The 14,327-nt window shown below is 72.4% G+C and carries 12 protein-coding genes; 5 read left to right on the top strand and 7 right to left on the bottom strand.

Features of this window, described 5'->3' with window-relative positions; translation table 11 throughout:
* Window positions 1–420 precede the first annotated feature (420 nt).
* The 3 genes from IF29_RS0110770 to IF29_RS0110760 all read left to right on the top strand — a co-directional run bounded on the left by IF29_RS0110770 (window position 421) and on the right by IF29_RS0110760 (window position 3,947).
* On the top strand, window positions 421–2,631 hold the full coding sequence (locus IF29_RS0110770) for a glutaminase family protein (protein ID WP_051725159.1): 2,211 nt from the start codon (window positions 421–423) through the stop codon (window positions 2,629–2,631).
* Between the two features lie 78 nt (window positions 2,632–2,709).
* Window positions 2,710–3,255 carry a hypothetical protein gene (locus IF29_RS0110765; RefSeq protein WP_232242098.1) on the top strand — a complete coding sequence of 182 codons (546 nt, stop codon included), beginning with the start codon at window positions 2,710–2,712 and terminating at the stop codon, window positions 3,253–3,255.
* Window positions 3,228–3,947, top strand: a complete 720-nt coding sequence (locus IF29_RS0110760) for an SDR family oxidoreductase (protein ID WP_232242097.1) — start codon at window positions 3,228–3,230, stop codon at window positions 3,945–3,947. The genes IF29_RS0110765 and IF29_RS0110760 overlap by 28 nt, the downstream gene beginning before the upstream one ends.
* Window positions 3,948–4,016: 69 nt before the next feature.
* Here IF29_RS0110760 and IF29_RS0110755 read toward each other — a convergent pair whose 3' ends face one another.
* Window positions 4,017–5,876, bottom strand: coding sequence for an arabinofuranosidase catalytic domain-containing protein (locus tag IF29_RS0110755; RefSeq protein ID WP_051725158.1), 1,860 nt, complete (start codon window positions 5,874–5,876; stop codon window positions 4,017–4,019).
* A 199-nt stretch (window positions 5,877–6,075) separates the two neighbouring features.
* Here IF29_RS0110755 and IF29_RS0110750 point away from each other — a divergent pair, with 199 nt between their 5' ends.
* The gene (locus IF29_RS0110750) at window positions 6,076–7,344 is read left to right on the top strand and encodes an MFS transporter (RefSeq protein ID WP_030252761.1); all 1,269 of its coding nucleotides are present in this window, start codon (window positions 6,076–6,078) and stop codon (window positions 7,342–7,344) included.
* On the opposite strand, the gene IF29_RS44770 is transcribed toward IF29_RS0110750, so the two are convergent.
* The 3 genes from IF29_RS44770 to IF29_RS48940 all read right to left on the bottom strand — a co-directional run bounded on the left by IF29_RS44770 (window position 7,226) and on the right by IF29_RS48940 (window position 11,210).
* A complete protein-coding gene (locus IF29_RS44770; protein ID WP_030252759.1) occupies window positions 7,226–8,584 on the bottom strand; it encodes a glycosyltransferase family 87 protein in 1,359 nt (452 codons plus the stop codon). The genes IF29_RS0110750 and IF29_RS44770 overlap by 119 nt on opposite strands.
* A gap of 70 nt (window positions 8,585–8,654) precedes the next feature.
* Window positions 8,655–10,829: a SpoIIE family protein phosphatase gene (locus IF29_RS43390; protein ID WP_084713903.1), complete on the bottom strand. Its 2,175-nt coding sequence runs from the start codon at window positions 10,827–10,829 to the stop codon at window positions 8,655–8,657.
* Window positions 10,830–10,868: 39 nt separating this feature from the next.
* Window positions 10,869–11,210, bottom strand: a complete 342-nt coding sequence (locus tag IF29_RS48940; RefSeq protein WP_408640810.1) for a response regulator transcription factor — start codon at window positions 11,208–11,210, stop codon at window positions 10,869–10,871.
* On the opposite strand from IF29_RS48940, the gene IF29_RS0110735 reads away from it, so the two are divergent.
* Window positions 11,173–11,910 (top strand): phosphotransferase, encoded by a 738-nt coding sequence (locus IF29_RS0110735; RefSeq protein ID WP_030252755.1) that lies wholly within the window; start codon window positions 11,173–11,175, stop codon window positions 11,908–11,910. The two genes, IF29_RS48940 and IF29_RS0110735, sit on opposite strands and share 38 nt — an antisense overlap.
* A gap of 167 nt (window positions 11,911–12,077) precedes the next feature.
* On the opposite strand, the gene IF29_RS0110730 is transcribed toward IF29_RS0110735, so the two are convergent.
* The 3 genes from IF29_RS0110730 to IF29_RS0110720 form a co-directional block, all read right to left on the bottom strand.
* On the bottom strand, window positions 12,078–12,806 hold the full coding sequence (locus IF29_RS0110730; protein ID WP_232242096.1) for an HNH endonuclease family protein: 729 nt from the start codon (window positions 12,804–12,806) through the stop codon (window positions 12,078–12,080).
* A 145-nt stretch (window positions 12,807–12,951) separates the two neighbouring features.
* The gene (locus IF29_RS0110725) at window positions 12,952–13,275 is read right to left on the bottom strand and encodes a hypothetical protein (RefSeq protein WP_030252749.1); all 324 of its coding nucleotides are present in this window, start codon (window positions 13,273–13,275) and stop codon (window positions 12,952–12,954) included.
* Window positions 13,276–13,347: 72 nt separating this feature from the next.
* Window positions 13,348–14,133, bottom strand: coding sequence for a DUF899 domain-containing protein (locus tag IF29_RS0110720; protein WP_030252745.1), 786 nt, complete (start codon window positions 14,131–14,133; stop codon window positions 13,348–13,350).
* Between the last annotated feature and the right edge of the window lie 194 nt (window positions 14,134–14,327).

The following is a 14,327-nucleotide window of genomic DNA, read 5'->3' as shown; positions in this document are numbered from 1 at the left end:
GGGTGGAGGGAGGAGGGGGCGAGGGATTTCCAACGATGTAGAGGACAGTGGGCCATGAACTGTCAACCTGTCAAGACTCTGTGTCAGAAACGTTTCAGGCGACAGCCCGGCCGTCGAGTCCGACCGAGGGGCCCGTCGTCCTCCGGCCCGGGTCCTGGCCCTGACGGCAGTCGATCGGATCGGTGAATCACCAGTTCAGAAGCGTTTCTGAGGCATTGTCGGGGGCGATGGGGCCATCGGCGGGCGGATCTGCCCGGGGTCTGGACAGGGCCCGGCCGGCGTGCTGTCATTCTTGCTGCTGCGGATTTCCAACGTTGTCAACGATGTGGCCGAGTTCCGCGCGACCCCCTCGACGCTGCGCCGTCCGGCCGCGAATTCCCCCTGCCACCACTGCTCCCCGAGCAGGCCCTGGAGGAACACATGACCGACCCTCAGTACTCCCGCCGCGGGCTGCTCCGCTGGTCCGGTGCGGCCGGACTCGGCGCGGCGGGGCTGGCCCTGCTGCCGCCCGGCGCCGCCCGCGCCGACGCTCCTGACGTCGCGTCAACCGCAGCGGCGACCGACGCCGCGGTGACCGCTGCCGGGGCGACCGCCGCCGGGCAGTCCGCCGGTACCGTCCTCGCCACCGAGTTCGACCCGATCCGACCCCCGGCCGTTCCGCTGGCGGTGCGTTCGCCCTACCTCAGCACCTGGCTCCCGGCCGACAACCCGGCCGGGACCTGGCCCACCTTCTGGACCGGGCGCACCACTGCGATGACCGGCATCGCCGAGATCGACGGGGTGCCGTTCCTCTTCCTCGGCGCCCCCAACATCTCGGGCCACGTCCTGCGCGGCATGGCCCTGCGCCGGCTCACCACGACCGCCACCAAGTCCCGGTTCCTCTTCGAGGCCTCCGGCGTGGAGCTCACCCTGACGTTCCACTCCCCGGTGGAACCCGCCGACCTGCGGCGCCAGTCCGTGCCGCTGTCCTACGTCACCGCCGACGTCCGCAGCACCGACGGCGGCAGCCACCAGGTGCGCCTCTACTTCGACATCTCGGGGGAGTGGGTCCATGCCGACTCCGGCACTCCGATCCGCTGGTCGCAGGAGCAGGTCGCCGGCTCGGGCAGCGCGCTGACCGCGCTGAGCTTCACCCCGGACACGCCGCGGCTGCTGGCCGAGAACGGCGACATGGCGACCTGGGGCTCGATCGTCTGGAGCGCCACCAACCGCTCGGGACTGACCTGGCAGATCGGCGCCGACACCGCGGTACGACCCGCGGCGCTGAACGACGGCAGACTCGGCAACTCCTCCGACAGCGACCAGCCGCGCCCGATCAACGACAACTGGCCGGTGTTCGCGTTCCACTTCGACCTGGGCAGTGTAGGCCGCTCCACCGAGTCCGCGGTGCTCTCGGTCGGCCACGTCCGCGAACCCGCCGTCAGCTACCTGGGCACGCAGCTGCCGCCGCTGTGGAAGTCCTCCTGGTCCTCCTGGCAGCAGATGGCGGCCTTCTTCCATGCCGACGCGGCGGCGGCCGGCAGGCGCGGCGACGCCCTGGACCGCAGGATCCGCGAGGAGGCCACCGCCGCCGGCGGCGAGAGGTACGCCGCGCTGTGTGCGATCGCGTTGCGGCAGGCCTACGCCGGCACCGAGCTGGTCAGCCGGGACGGACAGCCCTGGGCCTTCCTCAAGGAGATCTCCAGCGACGGAAACGTCTCCACCATCGACGTCACCTACCCGGCGATGCCGGCCTTCGCGTACACCGACCCGGAGTACCTCGGGCTGCTGCTGGCCCCGATGCTGGACTACGCCGAGCACGGCGGCTGGCCCAAGACCTTCGCCGAGCACGACCTGGGATCCAGCTACCCCAACGCCTCCGGACACAACGACGGCAACGAGGAGGACATGCCGATCGAGGAGTCGGCCAACATCCTCATCATGAGCGCCGCCTACGCCGCCCGCACCAGCGGCGCCAAGGCCCGGACGTTCGCCGCCGCGCACTACCCGATCCTCAAGCAGTGGGCCGACTACCTGGTCGACAACACCCTCGACCCCGGCTTCCAGAACCAGACCGACGACTTCACCGGCTTCATCGGCCACAGCGCCAACCTCGCGCTCAAGGGGATCATCGCCGTCGGCGCGGCGGGCCAGTTGGCGGCGCTCGCGGGAAAGACCGCCGACGCGGACCACTACCGGGCGGTCTCGCGCGACTACATCTCCCAGTGGGTCGGGCTGGCCCAGGACGCCTCCGGCGACCACCTCAAGCTCGCCTACGACCAGCCCGGGACCTGGAGCCTGAAGTACAACGGCTACCCGGACGCGCTGCTCGGCCTGGGCCTGGTCCCCAAGCAGGTCGCCGCCCAGGAGGCCGCCTGGTACCTCACCCAGGTCAACCAGTACGGCGTCCCGCTGGACGTGCGCCACTCCTACACCAAGGGCGACTGGGAGATGTGGACCGCCGCCTGGCTGCGTGACCACCCGGTCAGCGGGTACCTGGTCGACGCCCTGTACGCCTTCGCCCACACCTCGCCGTCCCGCGTGCCCTTCACCGACTGGTACGACACGGTGACCGACCATCAGAGCGGCTTCCAGGCCCGCCCGGTGATCGGCGGCGTGTTCGCCCTGCTCAGCCTGGGGCAGGCCCGCTAGCACCCGGTCCGGTCGAGATGTGACGCGAACGACCGGCAGCCCTCCTCACATCGGGGAGGGCTGTCTCGTCATAGCGGTATGAAAACGACAATCCGGTACGCAAGTCTCGGCCTGCTGGCCGCGACCGCACTGTACACAGGCATCTGGGCCTACTTCTCCCCGACCAGCTGGTACGCCGACTTCCCCGGCCTCGGCCTCAGCTGGCTTCCCCAGCTGGGCCCCTACAACGAGCACCTGAGCAAGGACGCCGGGGCGATGTTCCTGGCCCTGGCGGTGCTGACCGCCGTCACCCTGCGCTCGGTCCACGACACCCGGCTGGTGCGGACGACCGGAGCGGTCTGGCTGGTCTTCAATGTGCTGCACTTCGGCTACCACGTACAGCACCTGGACATGTACGGCACGCGCGACCAGGTGCTCAACGTGGTGTTCCTGTCCGCCCTGGTGCTGCTGGCCGCACTGCTGCTGGTACCGGACCGTTCCGGGCGACAGGACGGCGTTCGATGGCGTACAACCGGGAGCACCACGGCAACGACGGCGGCACGAACGCGAAGGAGGGCCCGGGCATGCGGGTGGCGGTGGCAGGCAGGACCGGCTTGGTGGGCAGGTACGTGGTCGACGAGCTGACGGCGGCGGGACAGGAGGCGGTGGTGCTGTCCCGGGCCCGGGGCGTGGACCTGGTCACCGGAACGGGACTCGACGCGGCGATGGCCGGCGTGTCCGCGGTCATCGACGTCAGCAACACCACCACCATCAGCGGCAGGAAGGCCGTGGCGTTCTTCGACCGGGCCGGCCGCAACCTGCTGGACGCCGGTGTGCGGGCCGGCGTCGCCCACCACGTCGCCCTGTCGATCGTCGGCATCGACCGGGTGGGCCTCGGCTACTACCTGGGTAAGCTCCGGCAGGAGGAGCTGGTCGGCAACGGGCGGACGCCCTGGACGGTGCTGCGCGCCACCCAGTTCCACGAGTTCGCGGGCCAGACCTTGGACCGGGCCGCCAAGCCGCTGGCGCTGGTGCCCAGGATGCGCACCCAGCCGGTCGCCGCGGCCGAGGTGGCCCGACACCTGGTCCGGCTCACCCTGGCCGAGCCGCAGGGCATGGCTCCCGAACTGGCCGGACCCCGCGTCGAGCAGCTCGTCGACATGGTGCGGAGCCTGCTGCGCAGCCGGAACCAGTCCCGGCTGCTGCTGCCGGTGAAGATGCCCGGCGCCACCGGCGCGGCCATGACGGCTGACGGCCTGCTGCCGCTCGGGCCCGGTCCCCGGGGCAGCCAGACCTTCGACGCGTGGCTCGCCGGGCAACCGGTCCAGGGAGGATGACGACACCCTGCTCGGCGCCGCCCCGGGCAGGGGCCCGGTCGGTCGATGGACCGGGTCCCTGCCCGGTGTTCAGGTCAGGGCGAACTTCTGGGCGGCGCTGCCGTTGCAGTCGTAGATCTGGAGGCGGGTGCCGTTGGCGGTGGCGCCGCTGGGGGAGTCGAGGCAGCGGCCGGACTGGGGGTTGAGCAGGGATCCGTCGGCTTGTTGGATCCATTTCTGGCCGCCGACGCCGTTGCAGTCCCAGAGTTCGACCTGGGTGTTGTCGGCGGTGCCGTTGCCGTTGATGTCCAGGCAGCGCCCCAGCGTGGACAGGGAGTTGTCGGCGTTGTGGGTCCAGTGCTGGTCCAGCGCCCAGGACTGGCAGTTCCACAGCTGCACGGCGGTGCTGTCGACGCCGATGTCGTCGCCGGCCACGTCGAGGCACTGGCTGCCGGGGCCGTTGACCGGACCGCCGCCGTTGACGGCGAACTTCTGGGCGGCGCTGCCGTTGCAGTCGTAGATCTGCAGGCGGGTGCCGTTGGCGGTGGCGCCGCTGGGGGAGTCGAGGCAGCGGCCGGACTGGGGGTTGAGCAATGACCCGTCGGCTTGTTGGATCCATTTCTGGCCGCCGACGCCGTTGCAGTCCCAGAGTTCGACCTGGGTGTTGTTGGCCGTGCCGTTGCCGTTGATGTCCAGGCAGCGCCCCAGCGTGGTGAGGGAGCCGTTGGCGTTGTGGGTCCAGTGCTGGTCCTCGGCGTAGGACTGGCAGTTCCACAGCTGGACGGCCGTGCCGTCCACGCCGGTGTCGTCCGCGGCGACGTCCACGCACTGGCCGCCGGGGCCGGTGATCGTGCCCTGCGGTCCGTTGGGCACGTTGGTCTCGCCGGAGTAGCCCACCGAGACGATGTCGGCCTGCACCGCGTTCTCGGCGGCGTCGGTCGGGTAGCCGGAGACCATGACGCCCTCGAAGAAGGTGCCCATGTTCCAGTTGCTGTTGTCCCCGCCGGTGCCCAGGATGATGCCGCCCTCCTGGTGCATCGGCATGTAGCCGCCGCGGGTCGGCAGCGAGCCGTTCCACCAGGTCGACAGTGATCCGGACTGGGAGTTGCCGCCCTTGAGGGCGTAGCTGGTCTGGCCGTTGTTCTTCAGCACGGCCGTGACGAAGGTGCTGCTGTTGCCGGCGTTCGCGGTGTTGGAGCCGTTGTTCCCCTGGAACATGCCGTTCTCCATGTCGGCCTCGACCCAGGGGCCCGAACCGGTGCACGGCGCGAAGTAGCAGGTGGTGGCGATGGACACGGCATCCATGTGGCCGTTGCCGGTGTCGGCCGGGGTGCTCTCGGCGTTGCCGTAGTCGAAGCAGCAGGCGGAGCCGACGTGGGTGCCGCTGGCCACCATGTAGGCGCCCTCGGCCTGGCCGTTGACCGCGGCGCCGGAGGCCGCCCCGGAGGAGCGGTAGCCGACGCCCGGCGAGATCCAGATGCCGTACACCTTGTGCCCGCCGGCGGTGACCGCGAGCTCGCTCGCGTCCGCGCCGCGGTCGGCGCCCATGCCGGAGGTGCCGGCCGGGCCCGGGGTCAGGTCGTTGTGGCGCGAGGTCTGGTCGTAGATCCGGGTGATGCGGCAGGTGGAATCCCCGCAGAAGGTGTCCTGCGCGCCGGCGTTGGCGTAGCCGCCCTGGGACAGCAGGCCGATGTCGGCGGTGGCCCCGTCGGATGCCCGGGTGACCTGGTACAGCGGGCCGTTGTAGGCGGAGAACAGGGCCCGCACGGTGCTGTGGGCGGCGACGCAGGGGGTGCCCGCCGCGGCGTAGATGTCGCACGGCAGCGAACCGGCGGCCTGCGCCACCTGGGGAAGGCCGATCAGCGCGGCGAGTACCAGTCCGAGGGCCGCCAGCGAGGACGCCAGCGCCCTTCGGACGGCTTTGGTGACGGCGGATCTCGTTGGGGGCATGGCGTCCTGCTTTCTCACCCATCCGATTACAACGTTGTAGGTCACCGTTCCGCATTGGATATGTACTGTCAATACTCCTGCTGCGGAACCGGGATGACCCACCGTCAGCCGGTCCCGCGAGGCCGATCCGGGGCTAGGCTCTGCCCGGTGATCGCGCCGACCGTGCGGTCGCCGGGGCCGGCAGGGGGAACGGGGGGCCATGTCCACGCTGGGTACGGGAAGTCGCGGCGGGGCCGTGCTGATGGCGGCGCTGGTGGTCGACTCGATCGGCAACGGGCTGTTCCTGCCGCTGCAACTGGTGTTCTTCAGCCAGCTCACCGATGTCCGGCTGGGCCTGCTGGGGGTGCTGATGAGCGCGGCCAACACGCTGACCCTGCCGATCCCGGTCTGGACCGGCGTGCTGGTCGACCGCTTCGGCGCGTTCCCGCTGGTGGTCGCGGCGCAGCTGATGCAGGGTGCGGGCTATCTGGGGTACGACCGGGTGCACGGGCCGGTCGGCATCCTGCTGGCCACCACCCTGGTCGCCGTCGGGGTGCGGGTCTTCTGGTCCAGCGTGTTCACCGCGGTCGCGGACTTCGCCGACGGCAGCCCGTCGACGCGGACCAAGGACACCTGGTTCGCCTGGGCCAACACCACCAGGACCGCCGGGCTGAGCGCGGGCGGACTGGTGGCCGCGGCCGCCATCGCCGACGGCAGCGACGGCGCCTACCGCGCCGTCGCCCACGGGTCCGCCGCGGCCTACCTGACCGCGGCCGTCGCCATCGCCGTGTTCGTGCGCGCGCCGGGACGGGTGCGGGGCACCGGCGATCCGCAGGCGGGCTACCGGACCCTGCTGCGGGACCGCGTCTTCCTCGCCTTCACCGGCGTCAACACCGTGTTTGCGACCACGAGCATGATGCTGGCCCTGGGCCTGCCGGTGTTCGTGCTGGACGGGCTGCACGGCCCGCGCTTCCTCGCCCCGGCGATCCTGGTGGGCAACACCGTGCTGCTGGCGGCGCTGGCGGCGCCGGTGATCAAGCGGCTGGCGCCCTACCGGCGCTCCCGGGTCGTCATCGCGGCCGCCGTGCTGTGGGCGGTGTGGTGCCTGCTGTTCGCGGCGCTGTCGCCGACCCTGCGGATCTGGCTGGTCCCGCTCCTGGCGGGGGCGGCGCTGCTGTTCACGGCGGCCGAACTGCTGCACGCCCCGGTGTCCATGGCCCTGGCCACCGGGCTGGCTCCGGCCGCCGCCCGCGGCCGCTACCTGGCGGTGTTCCAGTACTCCTTCACCTTCGCCGGCATGGTCGCCCCGGCGTTCTTCACCACGCTCTTTGAAGCCGGACGGGCCCTGCCCTGGTTGGTGCTGGGCGCCGTCAACCTGCTGGCCGCGCTGGCGATGCGGCTGCTGGAGCCGCGGATCCCGGCCGCCGCCCAGCACGAGGAGCGGCCGTCGGGCGACGATCGTCGGCTGCCGAAGGCCGTCGGCCCGTAGCGGTGGCCTGCCACAGCCGCCGTGCGGACAGCAGCGCCGCGGCGAGCAGCAGCAGGTCCCGGGCGGTGAGCAGCAGCGTCGCCGGGATCGAGCCGTGGACCAGCTCCCGGCCCAGGAACGGGAAGACCGCCGCCGTCAGCGGACAGGCCGCCAGCACCAGCAGCGCCGGCTGCCGCTGGGACGTACCGGTCCGCAGCAGGCACACCGCGGCCAGGCCGACCAGCCACACCAGGTACTGCGGGCTGAGCACCCGGCTGGTGACCACGAAGAGCAGCACCGCGGTGAAGGCCGCGTCCGGCAGCACCTGGCCGGCCGAACGGTCCGCCCGGGCCCGCCACCACAGCAGCCAGGCCAGCGCCGCCACCGACAGCGCCTCGCCCACCCGGGCGACCACCCCCACCCACGGCCCCAGGAACTCGGTCGACCCCTCGTGCACCCCGATCCGGCCCGACCAGCCCAGGTGCCGGGCCAGCTGGAACGGCAGCGCGGGCAGCGACTCGAACTCGATGCCCCGGTCCCGCTGGGCGGTCAGGAATCCGAACGCCCCCGGTATGGTCGCCGCGAAGGCCACCGCCCCGAGGACCACGGTGGCCGCCGCGGCCGCCCAGGACACCCGTGAGCGCCGCCCGCGCTCGGTGCCCACCAGCAGCAGCACCGGCCACACCTTCACCAGCGCGCCCAGCCCCACCAGCACCCCGAACGCGATGTCGGCGGCGGGCAGCCGGTGCCAGGAGGCGGCCAGCAGCGCGGCCACCGCAAGCGCCGTCACCATCACGTCGAAGCGGTTCCACGGCGTGGTCCACAGCAGCGGCAGGCCCAGCGCCCAGATCCAGCAGCCCGCCGAACTGCGCCCCCGCCCCCGGCCCTGCTCCCGCCCCCGGCCCTGCTCCCGTCCCCGGCCGCGTGTCGCCGCCCGCAGCAGCATCGCCATCACCGCCGCGTCGCACACCGCGCACAGGCAGATGAAGGCGTGCCCGTAGTCCGTGAACGGCACCAGCGCCGGCCACAGCACCGGCCCCGCCGCGCCCGGCGGGTACTGCCAGCTGACGTCGTGCACCGGGAACGCCCCGTGCCGCAGCACCTCGGACCACGGCCGGTAGACCCGGTCCACCGAGTAGTCCAGGCCGCCGGGGGCGGCGAAGGGCCCGATCTTCAACGACCCCGCCACCAGCACCAGTCGCGTCAGCGCCCAGACCAGCAGCGCCCACCGTGCCCGCGACCAGGCCGCCCAGGATCCCATCGGCGCAGTCTCTCATCCGACCGCACCGCGCCCCGACCCCGGGGGGTCGTGTACGTACGGATCCCGGCGGTCAGCGCAGCTGCCGGGCGACCAGGACCAGCGCGGCCTGGTCGTCGTCGGTGAAGCCGCCGGTGAAGGCGTCGACGGCGTCGGTGACCGCGTCCAGGATCTGCTGCGCGTCGGTGACCCCGGCGGTCGCGCGCAGGGCCTCGGCCAGGCGCTCCTCCCCGAAGAACGTGCCGGCCGGGTCGCGGGCCTCCAGGATCCCGTCGGTCACCAGCACCAGGCTGTCCCCGTCGTCCACGGTGAACACCTCCAGCACCAGCTCCGGGTCGGAGGAGACCCCGAGCAGCTGGCCGGCCGGGCTGGGACTGCTGACGGTGCCGTCGGCGCGGCGCAGCAGCGGCGGCGGGTGCCCGGCCCGCACCATGCTCACCGCGATCCCGTCGCGGGTGCGCCGCAGTTCGGCGTAGATCAGGGTGACGAAGCTCTCGCCGCCGTCCGCCCGGGCCAGCAGGGCGTCGTTGATCGCCTCCGCCACCGCGCTCGGGGTGGCCAGCAGCGGGGCCACCGCGCGGGCGGTGTTGCGCACCAGCGCGGTGGTGGTCGCCGCGTAGGCGCCGCGGCCGCAGACGTCCCCGATGACCAGCCCCCACCAGTCGCCGGGCAGCGGGAAGACGTCGTAGAAGTCGCCGCCGATGTCCAGCCCCTCGCCCGCGGGCCGGTAGGAGGCGGCCAGCTGCGCCCCCGGCACCTCGGGCAGCGCGGCCAGCAGCAGCCCCGCCTGCAGGTCGCGGGCCAGCCGGGCCCGCTGGTCGTGCTGGCGGGTGGTCTCGGCGCCGGCCGCGGCGGTGCGGGCGAGCTCCTCGGCCAGGGCGATGGTGCGGTCGTCCAGCGGCCGGTCGGCGGTGGCCGCCAGGCTGAGCACGCCGAAGGTGTGCCCGCGGGCGGTGAGCGGGACGCAGACCTGCGCGGTGATGGGCAGGCCCAGCTCCTGCCACGGCCCCGGGGGAGCGGAGGTCACCGTCTCGCCGGCACCGCCGGCCAGCACCCGTCCCACCGGGGACGCCCCCAGCCGCCCCGGCTCCTCGGCCGCCAGCAGCGCCTCGACCCGTTCCGGCAGGTTCGGCGCCACCGCGACGGCAACCCGGCGGATCCGGCCGCCCTCCAGCACGTCGATGACGCAGACCGGCCCCAGGGCCGGCACCGCCAGCCGGGCCAGCCGCTGCAGGTTCTGCGGGTAGTGGGCCTCCTCGCTGACCGCGGTGCTGGTCTCCAGCACGAACGCCAGGTCGGAGCTCAGCGCCTGCTCGCTCTCGTGCGCCCGGCGCCGCGCCTGCTCGGCCCGGTGGCGCTCGATGGCCAGGGCGGCGGTGCGGGTGAAGACGATGCTGAGGTCCAGGTCGTCCTCGCGCAGCAGCTGCGGCGTGCGGTGGTACATGGCGAAGGTGCCCAGCAGTTCACCGGAGCTGGAGATGATGGGCGAGGACCAGCAGGCCGCGAGCCCGGCCCGCTTGGCCAGATCCAGGTAGGAGGCCCACAGCGGATCGGTGGCGATGTCGTCGACCACCACCATCTCGCGCCGGTACGCGGCGGTGCCGCAGGAGCCCTCCACCGGACCGATCGGGCTGCCGTCGATGGCCTCGTTGTAGAAGTCGGGCAGGCTGGGGGCGGCCCCGTGCACCAACCGCTGCCCCGACGGGTCCAGCAGCAGCACCGAACTGAGCACCTTGGGCGAGATCTTCTCGATGGCGCGGCACATGCCGTCCAGGACCTCGGCCAGCGGCGCGTCCCGGGCGATCTGTTCCAGCAGCACCTGCTGCTCGGCGGCCATCTTGTGGGCGGCGCGCTGGCGGGTGACGTCCACGGCGACGAAGACCACGCCCTGGATCTGCCCGGTCTGGTCCAGACGTGGTTCCAGGCTGAAGTCGAAGTACCGCAGCCGTGACTTGCCGGTCGGTCCGAGCAGGACCTCGGCGGTGTGCGCCACGAACGGTGCGCCGTCCCGGTAGACCCCGTCGACCAGGCCGGTCAGCCCCTGGTGCACCAGCTCGGGCACGACCTCCACGATCGGACGGCCCAGCAGCCGGCGGTCCCGCCCCACCCCGATGGCCTCGAAGAAGGCGTCGTTGGCCCCCGTGAGCAGATGCTCGGGACCGCTGAGCAGGGCGAAGAGCACCGGCGCGTGCGCGAACATGTCGGCCACCAGATCGGGACCCGCCGCGAGGTCGGCGGGCCGCTTCATGGCTGCGCTCCGTTGGCTCGGCTCCCTGGCTGCATGAGATCAGCCTGACCCCGCCGGTGCGGGCCAACAAGTCGGAGCCGCAGAGTCACCGGATCCGCGGCGCGGCGGCTCGGCCTCATGGGCCTTGGCGGTGGCCGGACTGATGAACAGCTCCGTGGCGATCTCGCCGTTGGACAGGCCCCGGCCGACCGGGGTGAGCACCTCCCGCTCACGCTCGGTGACGCCGTCCAGCGCGCCCGGCGGTGAGCCCGGCCCGCCGGTGGCCGCCGGCGCCGAGGCAGTCTCGGGGCGCTGGACGAAAGGGCCGGCATGGGCCGATGCCGGGCCGGTGCATGATGGGGCCGTGGAAGCCGAAGTAGCGCTGTCGGGCGGTCGGATCACCCCGGGCGTGGTGCGCGTCGGCGACACGGTACGCCGGCCGGCCTCGGCGGCCTCCGGATTCGTCGCGGACCTGCTGCGGCACCTGGAGCGTCAGGGCTTCGACGGTGCGCCGCGCCACCTGGGCCGCGACCAGCAGGGCCGTGACATCCTCAGCTACCTGCCCAGCCACGTCCCGGAGCGGTTCCGGACCTGGACCGACGGGCAGGTCGCCGCCGCCGGCACGCTGCTGCGGGCGCTGCACGACGCCACCCGCGGCAGCAGCCTGGCCGCACCCCAACCGCTGGTCTGCCACGGCGATCCGGGACCCAACAACTGCGTCTTCCGCGAGGGCCGTCCCGTCGCGTTCATCGACTACGACCAGGCCGCGCCCGGCGAAGCCCTGACCGATGTCGGCTACCTGGCCTGGACCTGGTGCATCAGCTCCAGGCCCACCGCCCCGCCCGCCCACGCCCAGGCCGCCCAGGTGCGGCTGCTGGCCGACGCCTACGGGCTGACCGCTCCCGAGCGCCGCCTGCTGCCGGACGCGGTCCTCGACAGCCAACTCCGCAACGCCCGCTGGTGGCAGGACCGCCGCGACGCAACCGGTCCGACGCCCGCCACCAGCGCCCAGATCGCCGAACGGGTCGCCTGGTCCCACCGCGAACACGCCCACACCCACACCCACCGCGCCGCCTTCGACGAAGCGCTGCGCGCTTCTTGAACCGCGGTCAGGTCCGGGCGCGGCCCTCCGGGCCCACGGGCGGGGCGGCGGAGGGCCGCTGGTGCGGGGGTGTGAGGCGCCCGCGCGAAGCGTGTGCCCGAACGTGTGTCAGTTATGCGTAGTCGTCCGCGACGCGGTGCCGATCGCGCGAGGTGTCGGGGGCTTCGCTACCTGGGTTCCACGGGCAGGCCCTGCTTCGGGCAGGTGGTGAGGACGTGCTGCATCGCGGACCTCTCCGGTGCGGTGACCGACAGGTGGTACTTGGTCTTGACGGCGATCTGGCGGGCGACGTAGGAGCAGTGGTAGCCGGCCTGCGGGGGGAGCCACTGCGAGGCGTCGCCGTCGCCCTTGGCCTCGTTGGTGGGGCCGTCGACGGGCAGCAGTTCCAGGGGGTCCTCGGCGAGGTCCTTGCGCTGGGTGGCGGTCAGCCGGGAGGCGCCGCTGGTCCAGGCGTTGCCCAGGGCCACCACATGGTCGATCTGGATGACGGTGGACTTCGGTCCGCGCACGAAGTCGATGGTCCTGCCGGTGTAGGGGTCGTGCAGCGTTCCGGAGGCGACGATGCAGTGACCGGAGCGGTAGGTGATCCGGGTCAGGTACAGGGCCAGGATGTCGTCGCGGGTGTCGCAGCCGTTGTGCCCGTCCACGTCGTCAACGTCGTCGGTCCAGGCGGCGCCGAAGGCCAGTCGGTTGTAACCGCTCATGGTCCCGGCCGCACGGACCGGCAGGCGGTTCAGGGCGGCGCCGGCGGACCCGCTGACTGCGTCCTGGCCGGCGGCCGGCGGCGAGGTCTGCGCCGGGGCTGCACCTACCAGCGGCTTCTGGCAGCCCGTCAGGCCGACCAGCCCCGCCACCAGGAGCGACGTCACCGCCGTTGCTGTCCTGCTGCGCTTCACGCACATCCCCTTCTGCCGGCCTGCTGACGACCGCTCACCGTGGTGTGCGGTAGCCGTCTTCCGCGTGCGCCTACCCGGACCGGCCGCCTCCAGTCGGGCCCGGCGCGCCGCAGGCGGTTGCGCGGCGCACCGGGCCCGACGGGGGTCAGGGAGCGCCGGGCGGGGTGACGGTGGCCAGGATGTGGTGGTCGCTGTCGTGCAGTTCCAGGCGCGCCGGAGGGGTGGCGCCCTTGAGGGTGTAGTGCTCGCGGATCCGCGTCAGGATCTGTGGGAGCGCTGCCTCGGTGTCGCTGGACACCGGGCCGTTCTGCAGCCAGTGCAGCGTCAGCGTCCAGTCCTGTGCGGTGTCGGTGGTGGGGGAGGGTTCGGTCTCGGCGGTGACCGCGATGGAGTCCAGGGCGCCGATGATCGCTGCCATGTCGTCCGGGTCGATGCGCCCGGGGTCCTCTTCGATGCGTGCTTCAGCCATACCGGTCGCCTGCCCAGTCCCATCGCGCACAGGCGTCCCAAAGAAGACCCCAGGTTTTTCGATGACGGAGTGTCAGTGGTGCTGGCCCTGTCGGCCGAGGGTGTCCGCCGGGGTCGCGCCGGGGCGGGTCCACTGCGGTACCGGGCGGCCGGTGGGGCCCCAGGTGGGGTTGCCGTCCGCGTCCGCGCGCCAGTACCAGCAGGCCCCGCGTTCCTCGGTCGGGTACCCCTCCGGCTTGTCCTCCCAGGCCTCGCCGCGGCCGTAGGGCGTCATGTCGAGCAGGGCGAAGGACCCCATGAACGCCTCGTTGCCACGGCCGGTCGTGGAGTAGGTGAGGAACACCCGTTCGCCGTCGCGCAGGAAGCAGGTGAGGGTTCCCATGTTGTCGCCGACCGGGGGTGCCACGTCGCGCACCGAGTACCAGGGCTGGGTGTAGCCCATGAAGGCGACGAAGGGAGCGACCTCCTCCCACCGGCCGGCGGTCAGGACGGCGAACGAGACGCCGCGGGCGTTGAGGTAGACCGCGTCCTTCAGGTGCCAGGCCGCGTAGGTGCAGCCCTCGCACTGGCCCTGGTGCGGCGCGCCGTCCCACCACATGTGCTTGTAGACCACGAGCTCGTCGCGGCCCTGGAACAGGTCCAGGAACGGGACCGGGCCGTCGGGGCCGACCACCTCGACCTTCCCGTCGAACTCCACCATGGGCAGCCGGCGGCGGGCCGCGGCGATCGCGTCCCCCTCGTGGGTGTGGGCCTTCTCGCGGACCAGGAGCTCGTCCCGGGCGGCCTGCCAGGAGTCCAGGTCGACGACGGGCGGGTGGCCGGGCAGCGTGCTGGTCGGGTCGTCGGGGGTGGTTGTCATGGTGTCCTCCGTGGAGTGTCCGGTGCCGGGCGGTGTTCTGCGGCACCCACGGGAGTGGACTCGCGGCCGGGCCGGAACTCATCGGTGTTCTGGTGCGAATGCCGAGCCACAATCAAACAATTCCGAGCGCTTGATCGACCAGGCTGCAACATATATTGACTTTGCGTCAGCTGTGGAGTTGAGTGCCACTCGCC

The organism is Streptacidiphilus jeojiense (assembly GCF_000719095.1).
In the GTDB taxonomy this organism is placed as follows: Bacteria; Actinomycetota; Actinomycetes; order Streptomycetales; family Streptomycetaceae; genus Streptacidiphilus; species Streptacidiphilus jeojiensis.
Note: the sequence above shows the minus strand (reverse complement) of the source record. Positions and strands in the feature narration are given on the sequence as shown.

Excerpts from the sequence above, each read along its gene's own strand:
- IF29_RS0110770 (WP_051725159.1), top strand. The coding sequence starts at position 421 with ATGACCGACCCTCAGTACTCCCGCCGCGGGCTGCTCCGCTGGTCCGGT.
- IF29_RS0110765 (WP_232242098.1), top strand. The coding sequence starts at position 2,710 with ATGAAAACGACAATCCGGTACGCAAGTCTCGGCCTGCTGGCCGCGACC.
- IF29_RS0110755 (WP_051725158.1), bottom strand. The coding sequence starts at position 5,876 with ATGCCCCCAACGAGATCCGCCGTCACCAAAGCCGTCCGAAGGGCGCTG.
- IF29_RS0110750 (WP_030252761.1), top strand. The coding sequence starts at position 6,076 with ATGTCCACGCTGGGTACGGGAAGTCGCGGCGGGGCCGTGCTGATGGCG.
- IF29_RS44770 (WP_030252759.1), bottom strand. The coding sequence starts at position 8,584 with ATGGGATCCTGGGCGGCCTGGTCGCGGGCACGGTGGGCGCTGCTGGTC.
- IF29_RS43390 (WP_084713903.1), bottom strand. The coding sequence starts at position 10,829 with ATGAAGCGGCCCGCCGACCTCGCGGCGGGTCCCGATCTGGTGGCCGAC.
- IF29_RS0110725 (WP_030252749.1), bottom strand. The coding sequence starts at position 13,275 with ATGGCTGAAGCACGCATCGAAGAGGACCCCGGGCGCATCGACCCGGAC.
- IF29_RS0110720 (WP_030252745.1), bottom strand. The coding sequence starts at position 14,133 with ATGACAACCACCCCCGACGACCCGACCAGCACGCTGCCCGGCCACCCG.